The sequence below is a fragment of the Streptomyces sp. NPDC044003 genome, from assembly GCF_056435185.1.
In genome coordinates, this window is record NZ_JBWKFA010000002.1 from 153,711 (window position 1) to 172,869 (window position 19,159).

17 protein-coding genes and 1 tRNA gene are annotated in these 19,159 nt (G+C 73.1%); 16 read left to right on the plus strand and 2 right to left on the minus strand.

All coding sequences use genetic code 11. The features are described 5' to 3' along the window. The first annotated feature begins 109 nt into the window (after positions 1-109). Together AC07AW_RS07380 and AC07AW_RS07385 are read left to right on the plus strand one after the other, a co-directional pair. Complete coding sequence (locus AC07AW_RS07380) at positions 110-832, plus strand: YidC/Oxa1 family membrane protein insertase (protein WP_478814513.1); 723 nt, start codon at positions 110-112, stop codon at positions 830-832. 138 nt (positions 833-970) lie between these two features. Then, positions 971-1,828 (plus strand): fumarylacetoacetate hydrolase family protein, encoded by an 858-nt coding sequence (locus AC07AW_RS07385; protein WP_478814514.1) that lies wholly within the window; start codon positions 971-973, stop codon positions 1,826-1,828. A 139-nt stretch (positions 1,829-1,967) separates the two neighbouring features. On the opposite strand, the gene AC07AW_RS07390 is transcribed toward AC07AW_RS07385, so the two are convergent. Continuing rightward, positions 1,968-3,059, minus strand: coding sequence for a Gfo/Idh/MocA family oxidoreductase (locus AC07AW_RS07390; RefSeq protein ID WP_478814515.1), 1,092 nt, complete (start codon positions 3,057-3,059; stop codon positions 1,968-1,970). Positions 3,060-3,115: 56 nt separating this feature from the next. Here AC07AW_RS07390 and AC07AW_RS07395 point away from each other — a divergent pair, with 56 nt between their 5' ends. The 13 genes from AC07AW_RS07395 (at position 3,116) to AC07AW_RS07455 (ending at position 15,900) form a co-directional block, all read left to right on the plus strand. Beyond that, the gene (locus AC07AW_RS07395) at positions 3,116-4,231 is read left to right on the plus strand and encodes an ROK family transcriptional regulator (RefSeq protein WP_478814516.1); all 1,116 of its coding nucleotides are present in this window, start codon (positions 3,116-3,118) and stop codon (positions 4,229-4,231) included. A 384-nt stretch (positions 4,232-4,615) separates the two neighbouring features. Next, the gene (locus tag AC07AW_RS07400) at positions 4,616-5,473 is read left to right on the plus strand and encodes a hypothetical protein (RefSeq protein ID WP_478814517.1); all 858 of its coding nucleotides are present in this window, start codon (positions 4,616-4,618) and stop codon (positions 5,471-5,473) included. 50 nt (positions 5,474-5,523) lie between these two features. Then, positions 5,524-6,282 carry a GntR family transcriptional regulator gene (locus AC07AW_RS07405; RefSeq protein WP_478814518.1) on the plus strand — a complete coding sequence of 253 codons (759 nt, stop codon included), beginning with the start codon at positions 5,524-5,526 and terminating at the stop codon, positions 6,280-6,282. A gap of 114 nt (positions 6,283-6,396) precedes the next feature. Then, entirely contained in the window at positions 6,397-7,533 is a 1,137-nt protein-coding gene (locus AC07AW_RS07410; RefSeq protein ID WP_478814519.1) for a TIGR03364 family FAD-dependent oxidoreductase, read from the plus strand. 5 nt (positions 7,534-7,538) lie between these two features. Then, a complete protein-coding gene (locus AC07AW_RS07415) occupies positions 7,539-8,216 on the plus strand; it encodes a phosphonatase-like hydrolase (protein ID WP_478815302.1) in 678 nt (225 codons plus the stop codon). After that, positions 8,213-9,265 (plus strand): ABC transporter ATP-binding protein, encoded by a 1,053-nt coding sequence (locus tag AC07AW_RS07420; RefSeq protein WP_478814520.1) that lies wholly within the window; start codon positions 8,213-8,215, stop codon positions 9,263-9,265. The genes AC07AW_RS07415 and AC07AW_RS07420 overlap by 4 nt, the downstream gene beginning before the upstream one ends. Positions 9,266-9,365: 100 nt before the next feature. Further along, complete coding sequence (locus AC07AW_RS07425) at positions 9,366-10,163, plus strand: 2-aminoethylphosphonate ABC transporter permease subunit (protein ID WP_478814521.1); 798 nt, start codon at positions 9,366-9,368, stop codon at positions 10,161-10,163. Next, positions 10,150-10,947 (plus strand): ABC transporter permease, encoded by a 798-nt coding sequence (locus AC07AW_RS07430; protein WP_478814522.1) that lies wholly within the window; start codon positions 10,150-10,152, stop codon positions 10,945-10,947. Before AC07AW_RS07425 ends, AC07AW_RS07430 begins: the two co-directional genes overlap by 14 nt. A 23-nt stretch (positions 10,948-10,970) precedes the next feature. Continuing rightward, positions 10,971-12,029, plus strand: coding sequence for a 2-aminoethylphosphonate ABC transporter substrate-binding protein (locus tag AC07AW_RS07435; protein ID WP_478815303.1), 1,059 nt, complete (start codon positions 10,971-10,973; stop codon positions 12,027-12,029). Positions 12,030-12,151: 122 nt separating this feature from the next. Next, positions 12,152-13,693, plus strand: a complete 1,542-nt coding sequence (locus AC07AW_RS07440) for an alkaline phosphatase family protein (protein WP_478814523.1) — start codon at positions 12,152-12,154, stop codon at positions 13,691-13,693. An 80-nt stretch (positions 13,694-13,773) separates the two neighbouring features. Then, the gene (locus AC07AW_RS07445) at positions 13,774-14,553 is read left to right on the plus strand and encodes an HAD-IIA family hydrolase (protein WP_123452652.1); all 780 of its coding nucleotides are present in this window, start codon (positions 13,774-13,776) and stop codon (positions 14,551-14,553) included. Between the two features lie 85 nt (positions 14,554-14,638). Beyond that, positions 14,639-15,235 carry a hypothetical protein gene (locus AC07AW_RS07450; protein ID WP_478814524.1) on the plus strand — a complete coding sequence of 199 codons (597 nt, stop codon included), beginning with the start codon at positions 14,639-14,641 and terminating at the stop codon, positions 15,233-15,235. Beyond that, complete coding sequence (locus tag AC07AW_RS07455; protein WP_478814525.1) at positions 15,232-15,900, plus strand: class F sortase; 669 nt, start codon at positions 15,232-15,234, stop codon at positions 15,898-15,900. The genes AC07AW_RS07450 and AC07AW_RS07455 overlap by 4 nt, the downstream gene beginning before the upstream one ends. A gap of 327 nt (positions 15,901-16,227) precedes the next feature. Here the strand turns inward: AC07AW_RS07455 and AC07AW_RS07460 are convergent. Beyond that, positions 16,228-16,301 (minus strand) — tRNA-Lys (locus tag AC07AW_RS07460). A gap of 184 nt (positions 16,302-16,485) precedes the next feature. On the opposite strand from AC07AW_RS07460, the gene AC07AW_RS07465 reads away from it, so the two are divergent. Beyond that, a complete protein-coding gene (locus AC07AW_RS07465; RefSeq protein WP_478814526.1) occupies positions 16,486-18,045 on the plus strand; it encodes a peptidoglycan-binding protein in 1,560 nt (519 codons plus the stop codon). Positions 18,046-19,159: the final 1,114 nt, after the last annotated feature.

Genomic DNA, 19,159 nt, shown 5'->3' on the forward strand with positions numbered 1-19,159 from the left:
CGTACAGTCAGTACCCGTACACCCGCACCCGTGCAGCGAGCACCTCTCGCGGATCCGTCATGCCGAATTCCCGCATCCCCGGCACGACGAGACCCCACGGAGGGCTCCCTTGAACGTCTTCGCTTCCCTGGTCGAGCGGCTCGCCGACCTGCTCCAGCCGCTCTTCGCCACCACCGCCACCGCCGCCGCGATCATCCTCTTCACCCTGCTCGTACGGCTCGCGATCCACCCGCTCTCCCGGGCCGCCGCCCGCGGCCAGAAGGCCCGCACCCGGCTCGCCCCGCAGCTCGCCGCGCTCCGCAAGAAGCACGCCAAGAACCCCGAGCGGCTCCAGAAGGCGATCATGGAGCTGCACGCCGAGGAGAAGGTCTCGCCGCTCGCCGGCTGTCTGCCGAGCCTGCTCCAGGCGCCCGCGTTCTTCCTGATGTTCCACCTCTTCTCCAGCGGGCGGATGACCGGGCACAGCCTCTTCGCCGCCCCGCTCGGCGACCACTACGCCGACGCCCTCGCCCACGGCGGCGTCCTCGGCCCGGCCGGCCTGGTCTACCTCGTGCTCTTCGCGATCGTCGCCGCCGTCGCCACGTACAACTACGTGCGGGCGAAGCGCCAGCAGGCCCTCGCCCCGGCCGTCGACTCCGGCCAGCCGGGCGCCGCGCTCGCCGCCGGGATGGCCCGCTACCTGCCGCTGCTCTCCTTCGCGACCCTGATCTCCGTCGCCGTCGTCCCGCTGGCCGCCGCGCTCTACATCGTGACCAGCACCACCTGGACCGCCGTCGAGCGGGCCTTCCTCTACCGGGACATGCCTCAGGCAGCCCTGGTTACTCCCGCGTAAGGGTCCAGTGTGTGAACGGGGTCTTGCAGACCGACCTCTTCTCTTGGAGGATCGACCAATCCTCCGATGGCCGCACTCCATCGGCCGGGGCACCCTCAGGGCCCTTCCCGGGCCCACCTCGACCACAGGGAGAAGACCATGAAGCTGCTGCGTGTCGGCCCGGCGGGAGCCGAGCGTCCCGCCCTGCTCGACCAGGACGGAACGCTCCGCGACCTGTCCGCCCTCGTCGACGACATCGACGGCAGTCTGCTCGCCGACGCCTCCGCCCTCGACCGCATCCGTGGCGCGGCGGCCGCCGGGGTGCTGCCCGCGCTCGACGCCACCGGACTGCGCGTCGGCCCGCCGGTCGCCCGGATCGGCAAGGTCGTGTGCATCGGGCTGAACTACCACGGGCACGCCACCGAGACCGGTCAGGCCACCCCCGCCGAGCCCGTCGTCTTCCTCAAGGCCGCCGACACCGTCGTCGGCCCGGACGACACCGTGCTCGTACCCCGCGGCTCGGTGAAGACCGACTGGGAGGTGGAGCTCGCGATCGTCATCGGCCGCACCGCCCGCTACCTGGAGACCGACGAGCAGGCCCTCGCGCACGTCGCCGGGTACGCCGTCGCCCACGACGTCTCCGAGCGCGAGTTCCAGATCGAGCGCGGCGGCACCTGGGACAAGGGCAAGAACTGCGAGACCTTCAACCCGCTCGGCCCCTGGCTCGTCACCGCCGACGAGGTGCCCGACCCGCAGGACCTCGGCCTGAAGCTGTGGGTCAACGGCGAGCTCAAGCAGGACGGCCATACCTCGGACCAGATCTTCCCGGTCGCGGAAGTCGTCCGGTACGTCAGCCGGTTCATGACCCTCTACCCCGGCGACATCATCAACACCGGTACGCCCGCGGGCGTCGCCATGGGGCAGCCGGAGCCCAAGCCGTACCTGCGCCCCGGTGACGTGGTCGAGCTGGAGGTCGAGGGCCTCGGCCGGCAGCGGCAGGAGCTCAAAGGCGCCTGACGGAAGAGGCGCGAGGTCACCGGTGCCTGACGGCAGGGGTCGGTGACCTGTGCCTGACCGCATGGGTACGAAGGGGGCGGCGTTCCGCGTGGAGCGTCGCCCGGCGGCCCAGGCCCCGGAAAGCCGGGCTGAGCGGTTGTTACAGGGAGACCACGCGGCCCTCGCGGGCGGAGGTCCGAGCCGCCTCCAGGACGTCGAGGGCGTCGGCCGCCTCGAGCGCGGTGACCGGGTTCGCGCCGGTGCCGCGCACCGCGGCGGCGACGGCCGCGTAGTACGCCGGGTAGTCGCCGGGCAGCGACTCCACCGGTGTGCCGCCGCCCGTCAGCGGCGACTCCCCGGATCCGATCCGGCCCCAGAGCCCCTCGGGCTCGGCGCCCCAGACAGTGCCGCTCCCGGGCCGCAGGCCCGCGCGGAGGTCGGCCTCCTGGGGGTCGAGCCCGTACTTCACGAAGCCCGCGCGCTGCCCGAGCACCCGGAAACGGGGGCCCAGCTGGGCGGTGGTGGCGCTCACGTACAGATGGGAGCGGACCCCGTTCGCGTGGGTGAGCGCGAGGAACGTGTCGTCGTCGGCCTCGGCACCCGGCCGGCGCACGTCCGACTCGGCGTACACCGAGACGACCGGGCCGAAGAGCACGAGGGCCTGGTCGACGACGTGGCTGCCCAGGTCGTACAGGAGCCCGCCGATCTCCTCGGGCGCGCCGGACTCGCGCCAGCCGCCCTTGAGCTGCGGCCGCCACCGCTCGAAGCGGGACTCGAAGCGCTGGACTTCGCCGAGCGTGCCCTCGTCGAGGAGCCGGCGCAGGGTGCGGAAGTCGCTGTCCCAGCGGCGGTTCTGGAAGACCGAGAGCAGCAGGCCGCGCTCCTCGGCGAGGGCGGCGAGCGCGCGGGCCTCGGCGGCGGTCCCGGCGAGCGGCTTGTCGACGACGACCGGGAGGCCGGCCTCCAGAGCGGCCGCGGCGACGGCGACGTGCGTCTTGTTGGGGGAGGCGACGACGATCAGGTCCAGCTCCTCCGCGCCCCGCTCCCACAGCTCCTCGGGGCGGGCGGCGACCCGGACGCCGGGGTGGGCGGCGCGGGCCTCGGCGGCCCGCTCGGGGTTGCCGGTGGTGACGGCGGCGAGGACGAGGTCCTCGGAGGCGGCGATCAGCGGGGCGTGGAAGACGGAGCCCGCGAGGCCGTAGCCGACGAGTCCGACGCGGAGCGGGGTGCGGGGGTCGGTGCTGCCAGTCATGGATTCCACTTAAGCAACGCTGTTGCCAAAGTGCAAGCGACCGCCACAATGGGGGAGTGAGGAAAGACCTGGTGGGAGTGAACGTGCCGGCCCTGCGCAGCCACAACGCGGCGCTCGTGCTCGATCTGCTGCGCACGGCGGGGGAGACCGGGATCAGCCGCCTGGAGGTGGCCGAGCGGACCGGGCTCACCCCACAGGCCGTCAGCAAGATCACCGCGCGGCTCCGCACCGAGGGCCTCGCCGCGGAGGCCGGCCACCGCGCCTCGACCGGAGGCAAGCCCCGTACGGTCCTGCGCCTGGTGCCCTCCGCCGCGTACGCCGTCGGGGTCCACCTCGACCGCGACGAGCTCACGGCCCTCCTGACCGACCTCGCAGGCACGGCCCTGGCGGTGCGCCGCCGCCCCGTGGACCTGGGCGCGGGGGCGGGGCCGGTCCTGGACGCGGTGACGGAGGAGGTACGGGCGCTCCTTGACGGGTTCCCGCCGGGCGGGAGCGCACGGGAAGCGGCTCCGGCGCCCGGAGAGGTCCCGGCCCCCGGGACCCTCCTCGGCGTCGGGGTCGCCATGCCCGGCCCCCTCGACCACCGGGCCGGGGTGCCGGGCCGCGTCACCGGCTTCCCCGAGTGGGCCGGGCATCCCGTACGGGACCAGCTGGCAGCGCGCCTCGGGCTGCCCGTCGTCCTCGACAAGGACACCAACGCCGCCGCCCTCGGCCTCGCCCTGCGCCCCGCCGCCCCCGGCTCCTTCGCCTACGTCCACCTCGGTACGGGGCTCGGCGCCGGCCTCGTCCTCGGCGGCGCGCCCCTGCGCGGGGACAGGACCGGGGCGGGCGAGCTCGGCCACCAGACCGTCCAGCTCGACGGACCGCCGTGCGGCTGCGGCGGGCGCGGCTGCCTGGAGGTGCTGTGCCTGGCGGCCGTCGCGCGCGGCGAACTCGCCGAGGCCGCGCGGATCCTGGGCACGGGCGCGGCCAACCTCGTCCGGCTCCTCGACATCGACCAGGTCCTCCTGGGCGGCCGGGTGGTGCTCGCCGCGCCCGACGTCTTCGCAGAGGGGGTACGGGAGGTCCTGGGCGGCCTCGGCCTCCCGGTCCCGGTGGACCTCGCGACGGGGCGGGACGCGGTGGCGGAGGGCGCGGCGTGGCTGACCCTGGCCCCGGTCTTCGGGAAGTGACCGGCGCCCCGGTCTTCGGGAAGTGACCGGCGCCCCGGCCTTCCGGGAGGACCGGCACCCCGGCCCTCCCGAAGTGAGCGGCGCCCCGGTCTTCGGGAAGTGAGCGGCGCCCCGGTCTTCGGGAAGTGACCGGCGCCCCGGCCTTCCGGAAGGACCGGCACCCCGGCCCTCCCGAAGTGAGCGGCGCCCCGGTCTTCGGGAAGTGAGTCGACGCACCGGTCAGCGGGAAGCCGCCGAAGGCTTTCCGATCATCGGAAAGTAGGCCGATAGGGCGGATTCGTCGGTCCCAACGGGCGTCCCCCCGGTGTCGCTGCCCCACCCGCCCCCTCCCGCATGGCAGCGTCGCCGCCGTCCCCGTGCCCGCGAGCAGGAAGGCCCCGTCCCATGGCCCCCGCCCCCCTGCGCCTCTGCGGTGTCCGCACCGCGACCGTGGCCGCCGCAGCGGCGGCGGCGACGGTGACCATCGCCGCCCCGGCCCCCGCCGCCCCCGCCCCCGATCCGTCCGCCCCCTCCTGCGGCACCCCCGCCGACGGCAGCTTCCCGCTGGACACCCGGATCCACGGCGGACCGGCCGACTATCCGGCGGGCGGCCCCTTCCAGGCCTGGAAGCTCGACCTCACCAACACGACCGACGCCCCCTGCTCCGACGTCCACCCGGTGCTCGTCCTCACCGACCGGGACCGGGCCCTGCGCCCGGAGCAGATCCGGTTCGAGTTCTACGACGCCGGGTCGGCCCGCTGGCGCCCGGTGGCCTTCGAGGCGACCGACGAGGCCGAGAACGTGGGCGCGTTCACGGGCTTCGGCGGCTTCGCGGTGCCCGCGGGCCGGACCCTCACCGTGCCCGTACGCCTGACGTTCGAGGCGGAGACGGCACCCGACGAAGTCGTGGTCAACGCGGCCGTCGTGCAGCGCCAGGGCGAGGACGGCGACTGGGTCGGCGAGTCCGGCGACTACCGCCTGACGGTGGGCCCCGCCGCGCCGCGCCCTCCTGACGCGACCGCCCCGGCCGACCCCTCGGCACCGCCCCGCAGTACGCCCCGCCCGCCGGCCCCGACCGCCCCCGCCATCGGGGGCGCCGAGGACCCCGCCGACACCGAAGGGGACGCCGAACAGGACCCCGAACTCGCCAGTACGGGACGGGAGTCCGAGCTGTACGCACGGGTCCTCGCCCCGCTCGCCGCCGGCCTCGTCCTGCTCGGCGCCGTCCTCCTCGGGGTCGCCCGGCGCCGCCGGCACCGCTGAGTCATGCTCCGTACACCTTCCCGTTCATCCCCGTCTGCGACCATCCCCGGATGAACTACCAGACCAGCCCCGGCGCCCCCGTCCGCTCCGGCATCCCCGAGCACGGCCGCGTCCCCAAGTACTACGCCGTCAAGGCGAAGATCGCCCTGATGGTCGACGAGTTGGGGGAGGGCGGGCTGCTGCCCACCGAGCGCGATCTCGCCGTCCGGTACGAGGTGTCCCGCGAGACCGTCCGGCAGGCGCTGCGCGAACTCCTCCTGGAGGGGCGGCTGCGCCGCCAGGGCCGGGGAACGGTCGTCGCGGGCCCCAAGCTGGAGCAGCCCCTCTCGCTCGCCAGCTACACGGAGGGCGTGCGCCGCCAGGGCCGCCGCCCCGGCCGCAGCCTGATCTCGCTCGACCGTTTCCCCTGCCCGGAGGCGCTCGCCCCCGAGGTCGGCGCCGAACGCGGCGAGCCCGTCTGGCACATGGAGCGCGTGCTCCTCGCGGACGACGAGCGGGTCGGTCTCGAGAGCACGTACGTCTCCGAGGCCCGCGCCCCGCACCTGGACACCGAGTTCGACCCGGACTCCTCCTTCTACGCCTACCTCCACGACCGGCTCGGCATCTCCTTCGGCGACGCCGACGAGCGCATCGAGACCGTCCTCGCCACCCCGCGCGAGGCCCTGCTCGTCGGTACGCCGCCGGCGCTGCCGATGCTGCTGCTCCACCGTGTCTCCCGGGACACCTCGGGGCGGCCCCTGGAGCGGGTCCGCACGCTCTACCGGGGGGACCGGTTCAGCTTCACCACCCATCTGGGGCGGCAGAACTGATCACACATGAGATAACGGAGCGGTAACGGGTCTGGTCCAAGCTTGTCGGTCCGTTCACCGTCCCGTCGTCCGCCGGATCCGTCCGGTCCACCCACCGCCGCGACCGTCGTCGTCATGAAGGTGATCGTCGTAGGAGCCGGCGTGGTGGGAACCATGCACGCCTGGCAGGCAATAGAGCGCGGCCACGAGGTCGTACACATCGAGCGCGAGGCCGAGGCGCGCGGAGCGTCCCTCCGCAACTTCGGCCAGATCTGGGTGAGCGGACGGGCGGGCGGGGAGGAGCTCGACACCGCCCTGCGCGCCCGCGAACTCTGGGAGGGCATCGGCGCCCGCGTCCCCGGCCTCGGCTTCCGGGCCATCGGCTCCCTCACCCCCGTACGGAACGAGCTCGAACTCGCCGTCGCCGAGGCCGCCGTGGCCCGCCCCGACGCCGCCTCCCGCGGCTACAAGCTGCTGACGGCCGCCGAGGCCCGTGCGGTCAACCCGGCCCTCCGGGGAGCGTTTGAAAAGGGAGGGGCCGAGGCCGCCCTGTGGTGCGAGCGGGACGCGGCCGTCGAACCGCGCCTCGCCCAGCTCGCCCTCCGCGAGGCCCTCCTCGCCACCGGCCGCTACACGTTCCTCCCGAACCGCGAGGTCCGGGACGTCGTCGGCGAGAACTCCGTCCGCGACGACCGCGGCGAGACCCACACCGGCGACGCCGTCGTCCTGTGCACCGGCGCCTGGCTCTCCGGCCTCGTCCGCGAGGTCGCCGGCGAGATACCCGTCCGCCGCGTCCGGCTCCAGATGATGCAGACCGCGCCCCTCGGCGAGCCGCTCACCACCTCCGTCGCCGACGCCGACTCCTTCCGCTACTACCCGGCGTACGCGTCCCCCGCCCTCGACGCCCTCAACGAGAACCAGGCACAGGACCCGACCGCCGCCGCCCACAAGATGCAGCTGCTCATGGTGCAGCGGCTCGACGGCGGACTGACCATCGGCGACACCCACGAGTACGAGCACCCCTTCGCCTTCGACACCCTCGAAGACCCCTACGAGCACCTCACCCGCGTCGTCGAGTCCTTCCTCGGCCGCCCGCTGCCGAAGATCCGGCGCCGCTGGGCCGGGGTGTACGCGCAGTGCGTCGACACCAGCCGGGTCGTGCACCGCCAGCGGGTCCGCGACGGCGTCTGGCTGGTGACCGGACCCGGCGGCCGCGGCATGACCTGCTCGCCCGCCATCGCCGAGACGACCGCGAACGAACTGGGCTGGTGAAGCAGATGACCGACATGAACCTCGTCGTACTCGACATGGCCGGCACCACCGTCGCCGACGGCGGCCTCGTCGAGCAGGCCTTCACGGCCGCCGCCGAACGCCTCGGCGAAGACCCGGCCACGATGATCGACTACGTCCGCGCCACCATGGGCGAGTCCAAGATCTCCGTCTTCCGCCACCTCTTCGGCGGCGACGAGACCCGCGCCCAGGAGGCCAACCTCGCCTTCGAGGCGGCGTACGGAGAGCTGGTCGCCGACGGCCTGATCGCCCCCGTCCCCGGGGCCGCCGAGGCGATCGCCCGACTGAAGGACCAGGGCCGGACCGTCGTCCTCACCACCGGCTTCGCCCGCGTCACCCAGGACGCCATCCTCGACGCCCTCGGCTGGCGGGACCTCGTCGAACTGACCCTCTGCCCGGCCGACGCGGGCGGCCGGGGCCGCCCCTACCCGGACATGGTCCTCGCCGCCCTCCTCCGTACCGGAGCCGTCGACGACGTCCGCCGGATCGCGGTCGCCGGCGACACCTCGTACGACATGCTCAGCGGCGTCCGCTCCGGCGCCGGGATCGTCGCGGGCGTCCTCACGGGCGCGCACGACGAGACCGCGCTCAAGGAGCACGGCGCCACGCACGTCCTCTCCTCGGTCGCGGAACTCCCGTCCCTGATAGGGGCGTACGAGGCATGACCAGCGGCATCCGCTTCGACGGCGTCACCGTCACGTACGGGAGCAACACCGTCCTCGACTCCCTCGACCTGACCGTCGAGCCCGGCGAGGTCATGGCCCTCCTCGGGCCCTCCGGCTCCGGCAAGACGACCGCCCTGCGGGCCGTCGCCGGATTCGTCCGGCCGGCCTCCGGGCGGGTGCTCATCGGCGACCGCGACGTCACCGCGCTCCCGCCGTACAAGCGGGGCATCGGCATGGTCGTCCAGCAGTACGCCCTCTTCCCCCACCTCAGGGTGGACGCCAACGTCGCGTTCGGCCTCAAGGCCCAGAAGGTGCCGAAGAGCGAGATTCCGGGGCGGGTCGCCGAGGCCCTGGAGATGACTGGCATGGCCGCCTACGCCCAGCGCTACCCCCGGGAGCTCTCCGGCGGGCAGCAGCAGCGCGTCGCCATCGCCCGCGCGCTCGCCATCCGCCCGAACGTGCTCCTCCTCGACGAACCCCTCTCGGCGCTCGACGCCCAGCTGCGCTCCGGGATGCTCGCCGAACTGGCCCGGCTCCACCGCGAACTCCCCGACGTGTCGATCCTGTACGTCACCCACGACCAGGTCGAGGCGCTGACCCTGGCCGACCGGATCGCCGTCATGGACAGGGCGCGGCTCCAGGACTGCGGCACGCCGCAGGAGCTGTACCGGCGTCCCCGTACGGAGTTCACGGCATCGTTCGTCGGCAACGCGAACCTGCTGCCGGTGACGGTGGAGGAGAAGGGGGCCACCTTCGAGGGCGTCACCCTCGACGTCCCCGTCTCCGAGGCCGCGCCCGGCTCCACCGCCACCCTCTGCGTCCGCCCCCATCTCGTCGGGCTCGGCCCCGGGCCCAACGCCCTCAGCGGCCGGATCACCGAGGTCCAGTGGCGCGGGTCCACCCACCGGCTGTACGTGGAAGTCGGCGGGCATCGCGTCAAGGCGGACGTACGGGAGCTGCGGGAGACACCTCCGCTGGGGGCCGAGGTCACTGTGCACTTCGCGCCCGAGGACGCGGTGCTGCTGGCAGCTGGGGTGACCGATGGCTAGTCCTGGCACAGGTCTCTTGGAAAGGCGGCCCGCACCGGGGGTTGTGCCCACCCTCCCCCAGACTCCGTCCGGGAGGGACCCCCACGCCCCGGCGGAACGTATGCCCACAACGGTCCTGTGGTCCCTACCCCCCGTCCTCGTCCTCGCCCTCGTCTTTCTCTACCCCCTCGCCCTCGTCGTCCAGGAGTCCCTCGCCCCCGGTGCGTACGCCGAGGTCTTCGCCTCCGCCTCCTTCCGTGAGGCGCTCGTCACCACCGTGTGGCTGGCCGTCGCCGCCACCGTCGGGTGTCTCGTCCTCGGCTTCGTCCTCGCGCTGGTGATCGCGTTCGTGCCCTTCCCCGGCGGGAAGGCGGTGTCGAAGTTCATCGACGTCTTCCTCTCCTTCCCGTCCTTCCTGATCACGCTCGCCCTGCTGTTCCTCTACGGCACGGTCGGCATGGCCAACGGGATCTGGACCGACGTCACCGGCGACCCGGCAGGACCCTTCCGGTTCCTCACCACCCCGTGGGGCGTCCTCCTCGCCGAGATCACGTACTTCACCCCGTTCGTGATGCGCCCGCTCCTCGCCGCGTTCTCGCAGATGGAGACCGCCCAGCTGGAGGTGGCGTCCTCGCTCGGCGCCCGGCCGCTGCGGATCGTCCGGCAGGTGATCCTGCCCGAGGCGCTGCCCGCGCTCGCCGCCGGCGGCAGCCTCGTCCTCGTCATGTGCCTCAACGAGTTCGGGATCGTCCTCTTCACCGGGGCCAAGGGCGTCACGACCCTCCCGATGCTCGTCTACAGCAAGGCGATCCTCGAATCCGACTACGCCGCCGCCTGCGTCGTCGCCGTCGTCAACGTCGCGCTCTCGGTCGGCCTCTACGTCCTCTACCGGGGGGTGAGCCGCCGTGCTGGTGCATAGCCGTACCGGAAAGTGGACGGCCTGGGCCCTGTTCGCGGTCCTCTTCGTCCCGCTCTTCGCACTGCCCCTCCTCGTCATCCTCGCCGCCTCGTTCTCCACGCACTGGTCCGGCGCCTTCCCCTCCGGACCCACCACCGCCCACTACACGGCGGCCGCCCGGGGCGAGTCCCTCCAGGCGCTCACCACCAGCCTGGTCACGGCCGTCACCGCGAGCGTGATCGCGCTGACCGTCGGCACCTGGGCCGCGCTCGCCGCGGCCGCCCTCGGCAGGAAGGGCAAGCGGCTCCTCGACGCCCTGTTCATGCTGCCGGTCGCCGTCCCGTCCGTGGTCGTCGGCCTCGCGGTCCTCGTCGCCTTCTCGCAGCCGCCGCTGCTCCTCAACGGCACCCGCTGGATCGTGATCCTCGCGCACACCGTCCTCGTCACGGCGTTCGCCCACCAGTCGGTCTCGGCCGCCATCCGGCGCCTGGACCCGATGTACGAGCAGGCGGCGGCCAGCCTCGGCGCCCGCCCCTCGTACGTCCTGCTCCGGGTGAAGCTCCCGCTCCTGCTGCCGTCCCTGAACGCGGCCGCCGGGCTCTGCTTCGCCCTGTCCATGGGAGAGCTCAGCGCCACGATGATGCTCTACCCGCCGGACTGGACCCCGCTGCCGGTGCTCATCTTCACCGCCACCGACCGGGGCTCCCTGTTCACCGGCTCGGCGCTCGCCGTGGTCCTGATGGCCGCGACCCTGCTGGCGCTCCTCGCCGTCTCCCGTATCCGTACCAAAGCCTCGTACCGCTAGTACTGCTAGGAGAGAACAACGTGATGCGTACGTACGCCAAGCCGGTCGCCGCCGTCACCGGCGCCCTCGTCCTCGCCGCCACGCTCACCGCCTGCGACGGCTCCTCCGCCGCCTCCGACGAGAAGGTCGTCACCGTCTACAGCGCCGACGGTCTCAAGGGCGAGGCGGGCGACGGCTGGTACGACAAGGTCTTCGCCGACTTCGAGAAGCAGACCGGCATCAAGGTCAAGTACGTCGAGGGCGGCTCCGGCGAGATGGTGCAGCGCGCCCTCCGCGAGAAGTCCAACACCCAGGCCGACGTCCTCGTCACCCTGCCGCCCTTCATCCAGCAGGCCGGCTCCAAGGGCCTGCTCCAGTCGTACGAGCCGAAGGGTGCCGACCAGGTCAACGGCGGCGACAAGTCCGGCGACGGCACCTGGACCTCCGTCGTCAACAACTACTTCGGCTTCGTCCACAACAAGAAGGAGCTCCCCGCGGCCCCGAAGACCTGGGAGGAGCTGCTCGACGCCAAGTACAAGGACAAGCTGCAGTACTCCACCCCCGGCGTCGCGGGCGACGGCACCGCCGTCCTCATCAAGGCGATGCACGACTTCGGCGGCAAGGAGCCGGCGATGGAGTACCTGAAGAAGCTCCAGGCCAACAACGTCGGCCCGTCCTCCTCCACCTCCAAGCTCGCCCCCAAGGTGGACAAGGGCGAACTCCTCGTCGCCAACGGCGATGTCCAGATGAACTTCGCCCAGGCCAAGTCCATGCCGAACCTCGGCATCTGGTTCCCCGCGAAGGACGGCGGCAGGCCCACGACCTTCGCCCTGCCGTACGCCGCAGGTCTGGTGAACAAGGCCCCGCACACCGAGAACGGCAAGAAGCTCCTCGACTTCATGCTGAGCGAGGGCGCCCAGCGCGAGGTCAGCGCGATCGGCGGCGGCTTCCCGGCCCGCAAGGACGTCAAGGCCACCGACGCCAACGCCATCGAACTGGCCAAGCTGATGGAGGGCGTCGAGGTCTTCGAGCCGGACTGGGCCGACATCGACAAGAACCTCGCGGCGTACGTCGACGCGTGGAAGTCCGCGACCGGAAGCTAAGAGTTCACCTCGCGCCTCTGGAAAGCCTCCGAACATCGCGGAAAGATAACGGGTACGGACCAACGCCCCTGAGTAATCAGGGGCGTTGGTGCGTCCCGTCAACTTCCACGGAGGACTCCGACATGCCGATCCACGGCATCTCCCGCCGCACCGTGCTCGCCGCCGCCGGTGCCACCGCGGCCGTCGCCGCCACCGGACTCGCCACCGCCCCCGCCGCCCAGGCCGCCGTCACCGCCCCGACGCTCCCGAACGGCACCAGCCAGGACAAGGTGCTCTTCGTCGGCATGGACGGTCTGCGGTACGACCGGATCGACGCCGCCAAGGCCCCCACCCTCAAGTCCCTGATGGCGAACGGCACCTACGGCCGCTCCCTGCTCTACGCCAACCCGATGGCCGGGACCCTGTCCGGCCCCGGCTGGTCGACGATCTCCACCGGTGTCTGGCCCGACAAGCACGGCGTGAAGGACAACACCTTCACCGGCAAGAACTACGGCCGGTACCCCGGCTTCCTCGCCCGCCTGAACCAGGTCCGCCCCGAGCTCTCGCTCTTCGCCGCCGTCGACTGGCCCGAGCTCGACACCCACGGCACCGTCACCCCCGGCGCCGACGCCAAGCTCGTCTACAACAACGACTACGCGGTCAACGACCTCACGATCACCGACATCACCGAGGACGTCCTCCGCAACCAGAACCCCGACGTCCTCTTCGTCTACTTCGGCGAGACCGACGAGATCGGCCACAACTACGGCGCCGCAAGCCAGAAGTACCTCGACGCCATCGACGTCCAGGACGGCTACCTCGGCCGCCTGCTCGCCGCGATCCAGGCCCGGCCGACCTACGCCACCGAGCGCTGGACCGTCGTCGTCGCCACCGACCACGGCCACACCGACGCCGGCGGCCACGGCGGCTCCACCATCGAGGAGCGGCGCACCTTCGTCCTCGCCCAGGGCCCCGGCATCGCCGCGGGAGCCCGCCCCATCGACACCCGGCTCGTCGACGTCGCCGCCACCGTCTTCCACCAGCTCGGCATCGTCCCCGACCCGTCCTGGGGCCTCGACGGCAAGCCGATACAGGAGCGGTCCACCGACCCCTTCGACACCCTCTACCCGTCCCTGTCAGGCCGCGTCGACGAGACCGGCATCCCCGCCGGGATCCTCGGCTTCACCCACACCGCGCCGAGCGGCTGGTCCGTCATCAACAACGCGATGGGCACCGGCGGCATGACCGAGTGGCGCGGCTGGTCCTTCGCCACGGACGAGTTCTGGTCCCGCGCGCAGCGCGACCAGTCCCGCGAGCTCAACGTCCGCGCCCGGGGCGTGTTCGCCGTCGCCGACTCCGACGAGTGGGCCGACAAGTCCTTCTCCGGTACGTACGACTCGACCCTGGTCACGCCCGCGTACGCCGTCTCCGGCGCGAGCACCGTCACGCTCGACTTCACCACCTTCTACCGCCAGGAGGGCAGCCAGACCGCCCAGGTCCAGGCGGTCTTCAACGGCGGCACCCCGACGCTCGTCAGGAGCTACACCGCCGACGTCGTCTCCCAGCCCCAGTCGCTCACGGTCGCGGTCCCCGCCGGCGCCTCCAGCGTGAGCTTCCGCTTCCGCTACACCGGCTCCAACAACTGGTACTGGACGATCGACGGGGTCAAGATCAGCGCATCCTGACTACCCTGGGGGCGTCGCCACAGCGCTGTCGCGGCGCCCCCAGCACACCGCACGTTTTGTACGGCAGGAGTCCCGCACCCATGGCAGAGCGCAAGCCGATCGAATCCTGGCTGACCGACATGGACGGCGTCCTCATCCACGAGGGCGTGCCGATCCCCGGCGCCGACGCGTTCATCAAGAAGCTGCGGGAGACCGGGAAGCCCTTCCTGGTCCTCACCAACAACTCGATCTACACCGCCCGCGACCTGCACGCCCGCCTCGCCCGCATGGGCCTCGAAGTCCCCGTCGAGAACATCTGGACCTCGGCGCTCGCCACCGCCAAGTTCCTCGACGACCAGCGCCCGGGCGGCACCGCGTACGTGATCGGCGAGGCGGGCCTCACCACCGCGCTCCACGACATCGGCTACGTCCTCACCGACCACGACCCGGACTACGTGGTGCTCGGCGAGACCCGTACGTACTCCTTCGAGGCGATGACCAAGGCCGTCCGCCTCATCAACGCCGGCGCCCGCTTCATCTGCACCAACCCCGACGAGACCGGCCCCTCCCTGGAGGGCCCGCTCCCGGCCACCGGCTCCGTCGCCGCCCTCATCACGAAGGCCACCGGCAAGGAGCCGTACTTCGCGGGCAAGCCGAACCCGCTCATGATGCGGACCGGCCTCAACGCGATCGGCGCCCACTCCGAGTCCAGCGCGATGATCGGCGACCGGATGGACACCGACATCCTGGCCGGTCTGGAGGCGGGCATGCAGACCTTCCTGGTGCTGACCGGTCTGACGACGCAGGCGGAGATCGACCGCTTCCCGTTCCGGCCGTCGAAGATCGTCCAGTCCATCGCGGACATCGTCGACCGCGTGTAAGGGGCGCTCCGGGACGTCCCCTGCCGTCCCCTGCGGATGCGAGAAGCGCGGATCCGGGTGACCCTGCCAGTATCAGGAGGTCACGATGCGTTCAGCTCCCATTGCTCTCCGTGCCGCTGGGGCGGCCGTGGTGCTCGTACTGGCACAGGCGGCCGGCGGCGCGTACGCCCACGACGGGGTGACGGCCACCGTCACCCCTTCCACCGCCTCGCCCGGCGCCGACGTCGACGTCCGCGTCCAGGGCTGCAAGGGAACGACGGGCGCCGCCAAGTCCCCGGCGTTCGTCGCCGACGCGGAGCTGACCGGCCGGGACGGCGGGGGCAACCCCCTGTTCGGCGACACCACCGTCCGGTCCGACCTCCGGGACGGTACGTACAAGGTCAGCGTGACCTGCGACGGCCACGACCACCGGGCCGTCGGCACCGTGCAGATCCGGCACCACCAGGAGCCCACCCACCGGCCCACGCACCACGCCACCCCGGTGGCCCCGGTCCGCGCCGGCGGGGGAGGCACCGCCGCCTTCGCCGCACCGGCGGCCCCCGGCGTCGCCCAGACCACCTCCGAGAGCGGCCTCGGCACCCCGTACACCCTGCTCGGCCTCGGCATGGCCGCGATCGCCGCCGTGGCGGTCGCCTTCCGCAGCTCCCGCCGCCGCACCGGTCCGGGTACCGGCGAGGAGTGACCGTGCCGTCCGGAACCCGCCCGGCGGGCACCGGGCGACTCGTCACCGGCGTGGCCTGGGCGGTCCTGCTGTCCGGGCTCTGGCTCTGGGGCCGTGAGGCCACCGACGGCCCCGGCGGCAGCTCCGCGCCGACCACCGGCGACATCGCCGCGGTCGGCCGCCCGCTCGGCGACCCGCTGCCCCCGGCCCGCGACCCGCTGCCGCCCCTCGAACCCCGGCGGATCGACATCCCCTCCCTGGGCATCAGCGCGCCCGTCGTGGCGCGCGGCCTGGACGGCACGGGCGCCATCGATCCGCCGCCCTTCGAGATGCCGCACACCGTGGGCTGGTTCGGTTCCGGCACCCGGCCGGGCGCGGCCGGCGCGGCCCTCCTCGTCGGCCACGTCGACACCGAGACCCGCCGGGCCGTCTTCTACGGCCTGAGCGCGGCCCGCCCCGGCGCGAAGGTCCGCATCACCCGGACGGACGGATCGGTCGCCGAGTTCACCGTCGACGACGTCCAGGTCTTCCCGCGGGACGACTTCGACGCGGGCAAGGTGTACGGCGCCCGCGACCCGCACCGCTCCGAGCTGCGCCTGATCACCTGCGGCGGCACCTTCGACCGGGCGGCGGGGACGTACACGGCGAACGTGGTGGTGTCGGCGTACCTGACGGGCGCGGGCTGAGCGCCCTCACCGGACGGGACCGGACCGGACAGGGCTGGACAGGACGGGACGGGGCTGGACAGGACGGGACTGAACCGGGCCGCGGTCGGCGGGGGCGCGTCCCGTGCCGCCGCCGACCGGGCCGGTCCTCGACCGCGGGGCTCACGGGCCGCGGGAGGAGCCCGGTGCCGCCGCGGGAGGTCGGGGTTCCGCACACTGTAGAGGCCCCGCCCTCGCCCGGCCCAGGGATGCGGCGTAACTGGCCGACAGCGCACGGTAGTTGAGGCGATACGACCCGGAGAAAGACCAAGACCCCCTCACCATCGGTGAGGGGGTCTTGACTCTGCGTGCGCCGCCAGGGACTCGAACCCCGGACCCGCTGATTAAGAGTCAGCTGCTCTAACCAACTGAGCTAGCGGCGCCTGCTGACAAAGAGAACTCTACCTGACGTGAGGGGGTGCCCCTGACCAATACCGGTCGCCTCCGGCCTGTCGGATGGTCGTATCAGGCCTTCGATCCGTCAAAATGCGATTTGTCCAGACAGTTGAGACACTGACGCCCGAAACAAGGGTCAAAAAGATCTTGACGAGTGTGGAGGGGAATCGCATGAGCGTGCCGGTCTTCGAGGAGTTCGAACCCGCGGCCGACTGCGGCTGCCCGGGCTGCGCCCGGCAGCGGCGCGACCTCGCCCTGGGTCTGCCCGTCCGCGCGGGCGGCCACCCGGCGGCGCACGGCGCCCGCCGCGCGCTGGTCCTGGTGACGGCGGCGGGCGTGGTCCTGGGCGGGGGAGGGGCCGGGGTGGCGACGGCCCTCACCGGCCCGGGCCCACTGGCCCCGGCGGACCCGGGCCCACTGGCCCCGGCGGACCCGGGCCCGCAGGCCCCGGTGGACGCGGACCCACAGGCTCCGGTGGACGCGGACCCACAGGCTCCGGTGGACGCGGCCCCGGCGGCCGGGCTGGACACGGCCCCGGCGGCCGGGGTGGACGTGGATCCGGCGGTCCTGCGGGGGCCGGCGGAGCCCGGGACTCCCGTAGCCCCCGTAGCCCCCGCGTCCCCCGACACGTCCTGGCCGGGGGCCGATACCCCGCAGGGCGGGCGGGGGCCGCTGCACGGCGGCGCGCCGGGGCCCGGCTCCGCCCCGGCGCCCGACGCCGTCCCGACGACCAGTCAGATCTCGACGGAGACGCTGCGTCAGACGACCCGCGCGGAGATCATCAACCGGGCCAAGACATGGGTCTCGGCGCAGGTCCCGTACTCGATGGAGCAGTACTGGTCGGACGGGTACCGCCAGGACTGCTCCGGCTACATCTCGATGGCCTGGAACCTGCGCAGCAACGAGTGGACCGGAAGCCTCGACCGCTTCGCCGTACGGATCGACCGCACGGAGCTCCAGCCCGGCGACATCCTGCTGTTCCACAACCCGGCGAACCCGACCCGCGGCTCGCACGTCACGATCTTCGGCGGCTGGACCGACTACACGCACACCTCCTACGTCGCCTACGAGCAGACGAAGCCGAGCACGCGGAAGCAGGCGACGCCGATGGCGTACTGGGAGAACTCCGACCGGTACGTGGCCTACCGCTACAAGGGCGTGGTGAGCGGCGGCACCGGCGGCGGGTCGGAGCCCACGGAGGCGACGCCGTACCCGGGGGCCGGGAAGTTCGGCCCCGGCGCGAACAACGCGTACATCACCCAGCTCGGGAAGCTCCTCGTCGAGCGCGGCGGCAAGAGGTTCTACAGCCAGGGGCCCGGTCCGAGGTGGGGCGAGGCGGACCGCAGGGCGACCGAGGCGTTCCAGCTCGCGCAGGGCTGGAAGGGCAAGGACGCGGACGGCATTCCCGGGCCGCAGACGTGGCGGCTCCTCGTGACCGGCGGGGGCAAGGACATCGGCGGTTCGAGTGGTTCGGGCGGTCCGAGCACGAATGCGACGGGGTTTCCCGGGCGTGGCTACTTCCGTCCGGGGCAATCCAACGCATATGTGGAGAACCTGGGCAAACAACTGGTGAAGCGGGGCTTCGGCAAGCACTACCTGTCGGGACCCGGTCCGCGCTGGACGGAGGCGGACCGCCGCAACGTCGAGGCGTTCCAGCGGGCACAGGGCTGGCGCGGCGGAGCGGCCGACGGCTACCCGGGCCCGGAGACCTGGCGGCGTTTGTTCCGATGACCCCGAGAGCATGAGGTGGACCCGAATGACGGCATCGACCCCGAACCCCGCGGACTCCGGCGCGGCGGCCTCGCGTGACGCGGCCCGCACGGCCAGACGCCTGACGGACGGCACCCTCCCCCGCACGTCCCCACCGACCCCGGAACCCACACGGTCCCCGGCCTCCGACACGAAACCGGAGCGCGAGACGACGCCGGAGACCCCTGCGGTGCCGGGTGCGTCCGCGACGGGTTCCGCGTCGGGTGCGGAGCCGGTGACCCCGGCGGGTGCGGTGGCGGGTACGCCGGGGCCGGCCGCGGCGAGACCTGCGCCCGACGCGGCGGCGTCCGCCTCGCCCGGCCCCGCGTCGGGTGCCTCTGCGGTGCCGGTGTCGGGCACTCCGACGGCCCCGGCGGTGCCCGGGTCCGGCGCGGCCGGGCATGCCTCGGCGGGTTCCGCGTCGGGTACTCCGGCGGCGTCCCCGGTGGTGCCCGGGTCCGGCGTGACCGGTCCCGTCTCGGGTGGTCCCGCGTCCGGTACGGCGCCGGGGGCCCCGGCTGAGTCGGTGTCGGGTACTTCCGGGGCGCTCCCGGGGAGACCTGTGTCCGGTACGGAGCCGGTGACCCGGGCGGGGGCCGCGGCGGGTGCGCCCGGGGCGGCCCCGGTGGTGCCCGCGTCCGGTACGTCGGGGCCCGACGCGGCGGCATCCGCCTCGGCCGGTCCTGCGTCGCGTACGGCACCCGCACCCCCTGCGGTGTCGGTGTCGGCTACTCCGACGGCGTCTCCGGCGCGGCCCGCGCCCGACGCGGCGGCATCCGCCTCGGCCGGTCCTGCGTCGCGTACGGCACCCGCACCCCCTGCGGTGTCGGTGTCGGCTACTCCGACGGCGTCCCCGGCGCGGCCCACGCCCGACGCGGCGGACGCCTCGCCCGGTCCCGCGTCGCGTACGGCACCCGCACCCCCTGCGGTGTCGGTGTCGGCTACTCCGACGGCGTCCCCGGCGCGGCCCGCGCCCGACGCGGCGGCATCCGCCTCGCCCGGTCCCGCGTCGCGTACCGCACCCGCACCCCCTGCGGTGTCGGTGTCGGCTACTCCGACGGCGTCCCCGGCGCGGCCCGCGCCCGACGCGGCGGCA